At 69.1% G+C, this 7,280-nt stretch carries 9 protein-coding genes; 4 read left to right on the top strand and 5 right to left on the bottom strand.

The window, feature by feature from the left end:
• A partial coding sequence (locus tag ABNT58_RS08555; protein ID WP_348753076.1) for a tripartite tricarboxylate transporter substrate-binding protein occupies positions 1-435 on the bottom strand: 435 nt, incomplete at its 3' end.
• A 225-nt stretch (positions 436-660) separates the two neighbouring features.
• On the opposite strand from ABNT58_RS08555, the gene ABNT58_RS08550 reads away from it, so the two are divergent.
• Complete coding sequence (locus tag ABNT58_RS08550; RefSeq protein ID WP_348753075.1) at positions 661-1,224, top strand: DUF427 domain-containing protein; 564 nt, start codon at positions 661-663, stop codon at positions 1,222-1,224.
• A 14-nt stretch (positions 1,225-1,238) separates the two neighbouring features.
• Here the strand turns inward: ABNT58_RS08550 and ABNT58_RS08545 are convergent, their stop codons facing one another.
• Positions 1,239-2,126, bottom strand: coding sequence for a DMT family transporter (locus tag ABNT58_RS08545; RefSeq protein ID WP_348753074.1), 888 nt, complete (start codon positions 2,124-2,126; stop codon positions 1,239-1,241).
• 103 nt (positions 2,127-2,229) lie between these two features.
• The gene (locus ABNT58_RS08540) at positions 2,230-3,030 is read right to left on the bottom strand and encodes an AraC family transcriptional regulator (RefSeq protein WP_348753073.1); all 801 of its coding nucleotides are present in this window, start codon (positions 3,028-3,030) and stop codon (positions 2,230-2,232) included.
• A gap of 49 nt (positions 3,031-3,079) precedes the next feature.
• On the opposite strand from ABNT58_RS08540, the gene ABNT58_RS08535 reads away from it, so the two are divergent.
• On the top strand, positions 3,080-4,291 hold the full coding sequence (locus ABNT58_RS08535) for a low temperature requirement protein A (RefSeq protein ID WP_348753072.1): 1,212 nt from the start codon (positions 3,080-3,082) through the stop codon (positions 4,289-4,291).
• Positions 4,292-4,370: 79 nt separating this feature from the next.
• Here ABNT58_RS08535 and ABNT58_RS08530 read toward each other — a convergent pair whose 3' ends face one another.
• Positions 4,371-5,411 carry a tRNA pseudouridine(13) synthase TruD gene (locus tag ABNT58_RS08530; protein WP_348753071.1) on the bottom strand — a complete coding sequence of 347 codons (1,041 nt, stop codon included), beginning with the start codon at positions 5,409-5,411 and terminating at the stop codon, positions 4,371-4,373.
• Between the two features lie 229 nt (positions 5,412-5,640).
• Between ABNT58_RS08530 and ABNT58_RS08525 the strand changes: the two genes are divergently transcribed.
• Both ABNT58_RS08525 and ABNT58_RS08520 read left to right on the top strand, forming a co-directional pair.
• Positions 5,641-6,168: an antitoxin Xre/MbcA/ParS toxin-binding domain-containing protein gene (locus ABNT58_RS08525; RefSeq protein ID WP_348753070.1), complete on the top strand. Its 528-nt coding sequence runs from the start codon at positions 5,641-5,643 to the stop codon at positions 6,166-6,168.
• A complete protein-coding gene (locus tag ABNT58_RS08520; protein ID WP_348753069.1) occupies positions 6,165-6,680 on the top strand; it encodes an RES family NAD+ phosphorylase in 516 nt (171 codons plus the stop codon). The genes ABNT58_RS08525 and ABNT58_RS08520 overlap by 4 nt, the downstream gene beginning before the upstream one ends.
• Here the strand turns inward: ABNT58_RS08520 and ABNT58_RS08515 are convergent.
• Positions 6,637-7,280, bottom strand: a 644-nt coding sequence (locus ABNT58_RS08515; protein ID WP_348753068.1) for an MBL fold metallo-hydrolase, incomplete at its 5' end; no start/stop codon positions are given. The genes ABNT58_RS08520 and ABNT58_RS08515 overlap by 44 nt on opposite strands.

The raw sequence follows: 7,280 nt of genomic DNA, 5'->3' as shown, positions 1-7,280 counted from the left end.
CAACTCATTCACCGACTTGGCCGGCGATGAGGGCCCGACGGCCAACACCATGGGCACGCTGGCGATGAGGCCGACGGGCGTGAAGTCCTTGATCGAGTCGTACGGCAGCTTGGGATACAGCGAGGGCGCGGCCAGGTGGTTGACTGGCGAGGCGATGCCCAGCGTGTAGCCGTCCGGCGCCGACTTGGCCACCGCATCCAGGCCCAGCGTGCCGCTGGCGCCGGCCTTGTTTTCCACGATCACCGGCTGGCCCAGTTCCCTGGCCAGCTCCGGCGCCAGGATGCGCGCGCTCAGGTCCACGTTGCCGCCCGGCGGAAACGGCACGATGAGCTTGATGGGCTTGTTCGGATAGCCGGCCTGCGCATGAAGCGCGAGCGGCAGTGCGGCCAGCGGCAGCGCCGCGAACGCCAGCACCAGGCGTCGGTTGAGGGTCATCTTGTCTCCGTGACAGCAGCAGGCGCCCGTTCATCGCGAACGCCCGGTATGCGGCGCAGTATTGGGCCGCCAACGCCCGCGGTCCAATCGATGTTTTCTGCCGATTCATCGATGGCACTTGGCCAATGCCGCCGGCATCGAGGCCAGAGGTCTCGCAACGGCCGCTTGACCCGGCCGCCCGCACGGCGCAGTGTCGGGGCCTTGTTGTCCACACCACCCCCTGCGATGACCCAACGCCCTGAGCTTCCACCCTGGCTGGCCGCCGCCCGTGAGCACTGGACCTGGCGCGGCGGCAAGCGCCCCGCCTTTGCCACCGAACCCGGGCCCGGCCAGGAATCGGTGTGGGACTACCCGCGCCCACCGGCGCTGGTGCCCGATGCGCGCGAGGTGACCATCCATTGGCAGGGCCTGCCGGTGGCCCGCACGCAGCGCGCCATCCGGCTGCTGGAAACCTCGCACCCGCCCAGCTTCTACATTCCCTGGGCCGATGTGGACCGCCGCCTGCTGCAGCGGACCGAAGGCAGCTCGTTCTGTGAATGGAAGGGCCCGGCCCAGTACTGGAGCCTGGTGCACGAAGGCCGGCACCTGGACCGCATCGCGTGGAGCTACCCGCAGCCGCTGGCCGGCGCCGAGGCCATCGCCGACTGCGTGGCCTTCTACGCCGAAGGCCTGGACTGCCGCGTCGGCGGCCAGCCGGTGACACCGCAGCCCGGCGGCTTTTACGGCGGCTGGGTGACGCCGGAGCTGGTGGGGCCGTTCAAGGGCGGGCCGGGGTCGACGGGCTGGTAGGCCGCCAGGCCGGTTCAGGCCTGGCGAACCGCGCCGATGAGCACACCGGCCAGCACCAGGCCCAGCGCCATCAATTGCACGGGGGCCAGCGCTTCGCCCAGCACGACGGCGGCGCCGATGACCGCGACCACCGGCAGCCAGGCGGTGGACAGCGCGGCCTGCGTGGCCGTGGCCCGGCGGGCGCCCGCATACCAGAGCCAGAAGCCGATGACGGTGGGCACCCAGGCATACCAGGCGATCGCGGCCAGCGCCGCCCACTGGCCTGACGGATCCGCCGCCACACCCGCACGCGGCAAGCCCACCGCCCAGGCCAGGGCAGCGGCCGGCAGCGACAGCAGCAGGCCGCCGGCAGACATCAACGTGGCCATGGCCAGCGGTTCCACGGGGATGCGCAGGCGGCGCTGCCCCAGGATGAAGATGACTTCACAAGCCACCGCCGCAGTCACCAGCCCGATGCCCAGGCCGCGGTGCGGCAACTGCCCGCCCTGGACCGCGCCACCGCCTGTCGACAGCAGCAGCACCCCGGCGGTGGCCAGCGCAATGCCCAGCAGCGCGGCCATGCCAGGTCGCTCACCCAGGATCACGATCGCAAACAAGGCTGCCATGGCGGGCAGCGTGCCGGTGACCACGCCGGCATCGGCCGCGCTGGCCATGGAGGTGCCAGCAATCAGCAGCGCCGTGTAGCCCACGCTGCCCGATGCAGCCTGCACCAGCAGAATCCACGCATCGCGCCGGCCAGGTCGGGGCCAGGCCGGGCGAAAGATCACGCACAGCAGCAGCAGCGCCGGCAAGGCCATCAGGTGCCGCAAGGCGGTGGCTGCGAACGGCTCGATCTGCACGCCGATGAGCTTGCTGGCCACCACCGAGGTGCCCACCGTGGCCATCGCGGTGCCGCACAGCACAGCACCCCACACAGACGCGCGGGCCTCTGGTGGGGAAGAAGAGGGAAGGCTGGAGGTCGACATGCCCGCAGGATGTCGCCTGTGCCACCGCCGATCTAGAACGTTATTGCGCCTGCAGGCAGCGGCGGCCTGCCGCCTTGCGCCACGCCCCGGGTGTGTAGCCGAATTGCCGGGTGAAGACACGCGTCAGGTGGCTCTGGTCGCTGAAGCCGCAGGCCAGCGCGGTGTCGGCCAGCGTCCAGCCGGCGGCCATGCGATCACGCGCCCGCTGCAGCCGCCACTGCAGCCACCAGGCCATGGGCGGCAAGCCGTGCCGGCGGCCGAATTGCCGCACCAGCGTGTACCGGCTGGTGCCCGCCAACGCTGCCAGTTCATCCAGCGTCGGCGCATGCGCCAGGTCGTCGGCCAGGCGTTCAGCCACCCGGGCCAGGTGGGCTTCGTCGGGCCTGGCGGATCGCGCTGCCGGGGTGGGTTCAAAGCTGCGACCGACGGCCAGCAGCAGCTTCTCCTCCAGCAATGCCGGGTCGGACGCTGCAAAGGCCCCGTCCAGCGTTGCGCGCAGCGCTGCTGCATCGATGACGGGCGCATGCCACTCCAGGCTGGCCGCCTGCGCCACGCCGAGCAGGCGGGCCATGGCAGCCGGTTCGAGGTGGAACATGCGCCAGCGCCGACCAGCATCGCCGATGGGTATGCCGTCATGCACCTCGCCCGGGTTGTGGGTGATGCACTGACCCGCCAAAGCCTCGACCATGCCGCGGCCGCTGGCCGACTTCTGCGCCCCGCGGTCGATCAGGCCCAGGCCGTACTGCCCATGCCAGTGGCGGGGAAAACTGCGTGCGCTGTCGGTCGTGGTGACGAACACGCCCGACAGGGCCGTGGCGGCAACGCTGCTGAGATGAGTCAAGGATCTCTGCATGACATGCGTTTCAAATGACCGATGTGACAATCGTCCCATGACGGTCAAAGTTGCATCATCCCCCTCCTTGCTGCGCCAACGCGGCCAGGCCGGGGCGGGTCGTGTCGGCATGGTCGAGCTGTTCTTCGACCTGGTGTTCGTGTTCGCGGTCACGCAGCTGTCGCATACCTTGCTCGCCGACCTGACGGCGCGTTCGGCCGTCCAGGTCGGCCTGTTGCTGCTGGGCGTCTGGTGGGTGTGGATCTACACCTCCTGGGTGACCAACTGGCTCGATCCCGAGCGGGTACCGGTGCGCGCCTGCCTCTTCGTGCTGATGCTGGCGGGCCTGGTGATGTCCGCTTCCTTGCCGAAGGCATTTGCCGACCAGGGGCTGGCCTTCGCGGCGGCTTACGTCTTCATGCAGATCGGGCGCACGCTCTTCGTCCTGTGGGCGGTGCGCGGCGAACGTCAGGCGATGATCCGCAACTTCCAGCGCATCCTCGTCTGGCTCATGCTGTCAGCCGGGTTCTGGGTGGTCGGCGCACTGGTGCAAGGCGATGCGCGCCTGGCATTATGGGCTGCGGCGCTGGCCATTGAGTTCGTCTCGCCCGCGCTGTTCTTCTTCGTGCCGGGCCTGGGCCGTTCAACCCTGGCCGACTGGGACGTCGATGGCGGCCACCTGGCCGAACGCTGCGCCTTGTTCATCATCATCGCGCTGGGCGAGTCGCTGCTCGTCAGCGGTGCCACCTTCGCCGGCGCCCCCTGGACCGCGGCCACGGCCACGGCCTTCGTAGCGGCTTTCATCAGCGCGGTGGCCATGTGGTGGCTCTATTTCGACAAGGCGGAGCACGCCGGTGTGCACCGCATCACCAGCGCTGCCGATCCCGGCCGCCATGCGCGGGTGGCCTACACCTATCTGCATCTGCCCATCGTGGCAGGCATCATCGTCAGCGCCGTGGCCGACGAACTGGTGCTCGCGCACCCTGACCACGCCAGTGGCGCCGGCATCATGGTGATGCTGGGCGGACCGGCGCTGTATCTCATCGGCGTCGGCGCATTCAAGTGGGTCTCCAACGACCGCCCGCGGCCGCCGCTGTCGCATCTCGTCGGGCTGGCACTGCTGGGGGCCCTGGCACTGCCGGCGTTCGCCCACCTGCTGTCCGCACTGGCGATTGGCGGTCTTGCCTGCGCAGTGCTGGTGATCGTGGCTGTGTGGGAGCATGCGTCGCTGCGGGCCCATCCCCACGGCGCGCCGGCCAGCGGGCACTGACCCCAGCAGCGCGAGGTGATCCATCGCCAGGCGCGGCGGGCATGGGCGGTGCCGCTGGCCCCGTGGCGCTGGACGGCCGCTACGCCCCGGTGGCTGACGAAGCAGTTGCAGCGGCTGGCGCTTCGCCTTCCTCCCCATGCCGGTCCGGCTCGGTGGTTTGCAGGATCTCGTCCAGCACCGAGGTGGCGTAATGCCCGGCCGGCAAGCTGAAGCCGATCACCAGCTGATCGGCCTGCGGCCAGTGCCATGACATGTCGGCCGGGCAGGACACCAGCGCGCGGCGCTCCTGTTCCAGGCCGGCGTGCTCCATGCCGTCGCACAAGGCGGCATGGCGTTCGGCCACGCCGGTTTCCAGCGCCTGCGCCTGGTCGGTGGTGCTCACGCGGCCACGGCCCCACAGCGGGCCCGTGGGCCGGCCGGCCGGGTCCAGCACGTCGCCGGGCAGCGTGTGGCCCCACAGCCCTTGCTGGATGCGCAGCGCCAGCACTTCATTGAAGACGAAGGAGCGCACCGCCGACAGGTACAGGCCCTTCTTCTTCGGGTTGCGCACGCGGATCTCTCGCGCCAGCATCGCCCGCCCCTGCTCCACGTTGCCCCCGTCGAAGCCGAAGCGCTGCGCGCCGAAGTAGTTGGGCACGCCCTGCGTGGCCACGGCCTGCAGGTTGGCCTCGATCGCGGCCCGATCACCGGCCACCTCGCGCAGCGTGATGACGAAGCGATTGCCCTGCAGATCACCCGGCCGCAGCTTCTTCACATGCCGGCTCTGGCCCAGCACCTTGAACTCCGGGTGCTGCAACGCCAGCAGGTCGGGCGCCTCGCCCTTGGGCAGGTACAGGCTGAACCACTGGCGCGCCACCGCATACCGGTCCTTCAGCCCCGCATAGCCCACGTCACGTTCCTGCACCCCGGCCGCCGCCGCCAGCTGCTGAGCCACGAAGCCGGTGTTGGCCCCGTTCTTTTCCACCTCCACCCATACATGCTCCCCCTCGCCGCCCGGCAGCTGCAAAGGCAGCTCGGTGACCACGAAGTCTTCGTTGAAGCGCTTGAGCACGGCGCTGGCGCCGCTGGGGGGATAAGCGTGGGGCCAGGTGGGCAGGGAGGTAGAGGGCGGCTGGGTCATGGAAAGGCGCGCGGGCGCAAGACAGGGCTGTCTAGACAAGCTGGGGCGGGGGGTGGGGATTGTCGCTTGAGGGCTTGGGGGGATCGACCGCTGGGTTGCGGCTGCTGTCGGCCACAACCGGTCGCGGGCAATGGGCGGCTTTGGCCTCTGGCGCCCGGGCGGCTCATGGACATGATGATGCAAATGCGCTAAATTCGTGTCGCAAATGAACGCAGCAACGGAGCTCCTCATGCCCTCGACCTCCGCTTCCCCGCTGCACGACCTCTGGTCTATTGTCCTGTCCAAGGTCGGCGGTGCCTCCATCGAGCACGGCGACAAGCCTGGTCGGCCTGCGCGCGTCCACCGCAAGTCTGCTGTCGAGATCGTCACGATCCCTGACCACCTGTCGGCCAAGCAAGCCTACGTCATCGTCAAGTTGGGCATCCCTAGCCGCAGCCTGGAGCCGCTGAGCGACCACTTGGGCATCGGCAAGGGCGCGGCCGCGGGTGTTTTGGGAATGGACCGCGCCACGGCCAACCGCAAGGTGGCCAAGGACGACGTGCTTCCAACCTACGCGGCCGAAAGCATGCTGCGCCTGCTCGAGCTAGACGCGATGGCACGCGACACCTTCGAGACGGATGAAGAAGCGGCTGCGTGGCTGCGCCAGCCACACCCCATGCTTGACGGGGAGACGCCGCTGGACTGCGCCAAGTCTGGCTTTGGCGCCGAACGCGTCAAGGACATCCTCAACGCCGTCAAGTACGGTGGCGTGGTTTGACCACGGTCTACCGCATCGGCTACTGCGACACGCCGGCCCCAGCGCTCACCGTCCTGCTCATGAGTCTGGGCTATGGCTCGACACAGGGCAACGGGCGCTGGCACACCAAAGGGCCCAACCAGGTCGTCTACTGTGGCTCGAGCCGGGCCCTGTGCCAGCTCGAAAAGCGCGTGCACGCCAACGGCGCCAACCCCAAGAACCAGGCGCTCATGCGGCTCGAGATTCCTGCCGCCACATCCCTGATCGAGGTCGAGACACTGGGCCTGCCCGCTGACTGGCGCAACGACGAGACGACCACACAGACCATCGGCAATTCCTGGGTTGCCTCGGGCGCGAGCCTGGGGCTATGGGTGCCGTCTTTCATCGAGCCCAACGAGCGGAACCTGCTGCTCAACCCCGCGCACCCGGCGTACGCCACCATCACCCTCCACATCGAGCGCCACCCCTTCAGGTTCGACCCTCGGCTGTTCATCGCGTCAGCGCCCGCAGCGCCTGGCGGCACTTCGCCCTGAAGCGCCGACCTCCAGTCGCCACCGACGCCTTGCCCAAGACATTCAGCGGAATCTTGAGGTAGCTGACGCCGTCGTCCTCCGCGGGTGGCAGATGGCCGGCGCGGATGTTGACCTGGATGGACGGCAGGATGAGGGTGGGCACCTCCAGCAGCGCATCGCGGGCCGTTCGCATCTTCACGAAGGCCTCCTCGCCCACGCCGTCGCGCACGTGGATGTTGCTGGCGCGCTGCTCGGCGACGGTGGTTTCCCACGCGGCTGGTCGCCCCTGGGGCGGGTAGTCGTGGCAGACGAACATCCGGGTCTCGGGCGGCAGCGCCAGGAGGCGCCGCATCGAGCGGTACAGGGTGTGCGCATCGCCTCCGGGAAAGTCGGCGCGCGCCGTGCCGACGTCGGGCATGAACAGCGTGTCGCCCACGAAGACGGCACCGTCGACGGCATAGGCCATGTCTGCCGGCGTGTGGCCCGGCACCAGCAGCGCCTTGGCCGGCACCTCGCCGATCCTGAAGACCTCCTCATCGTGAAAGAGGTGGTCGAACTGCGCGCCGTCGGGCAGGAAGTTGCGCTCCAGGTTGTACAGCTTCTTGAAGGTGGCCTGGACTT

The organism is uncultured Aquincola sp., assembly GCF_964001545.1.
Lineage (GTDB): Bacteria > Pseudomonadota > Gammaproteobacteria > Burkholderiales > Burkholderiaceae_C > Aquincola.
This window is presented reverse-complemented; position numbering and strand designations above follow the sequence as displayed.

Excerpts from the sequence above, each read along its gene's own strand:
- ABNT58_RS08530 (WP_348753071.1), bottom strand. The coding sequence starts at position 5,411 with ATGACCCAGCCGCCCTCTACCTCCCTGCCCACCTGGCCCCACGCTTAT.
- ABNT58_RS08525 (WP_348753070.1), top strand. The coding sequence starts at position 5,641 with ATGCCCTCGACCTCCGCTTCCCCGCTGCACGACCTCTGGTCTATTGTC.
- ABNT58_RS08550 (WP_348753075.1), top strand. The coding sequence starts at position 661 with ATGACCCAACGCCCTGAGCTTCCACCCTGGCTGGCCGCCGCCCGTGAG.
- ABNT58_RS08535 (WP_348753072.1), top strand. The coding sequence starts at position 3,080 with ATGACGGTCAAAGTTGCATCATCCCCCTCCTTGCTGCGCCAACGCGGC.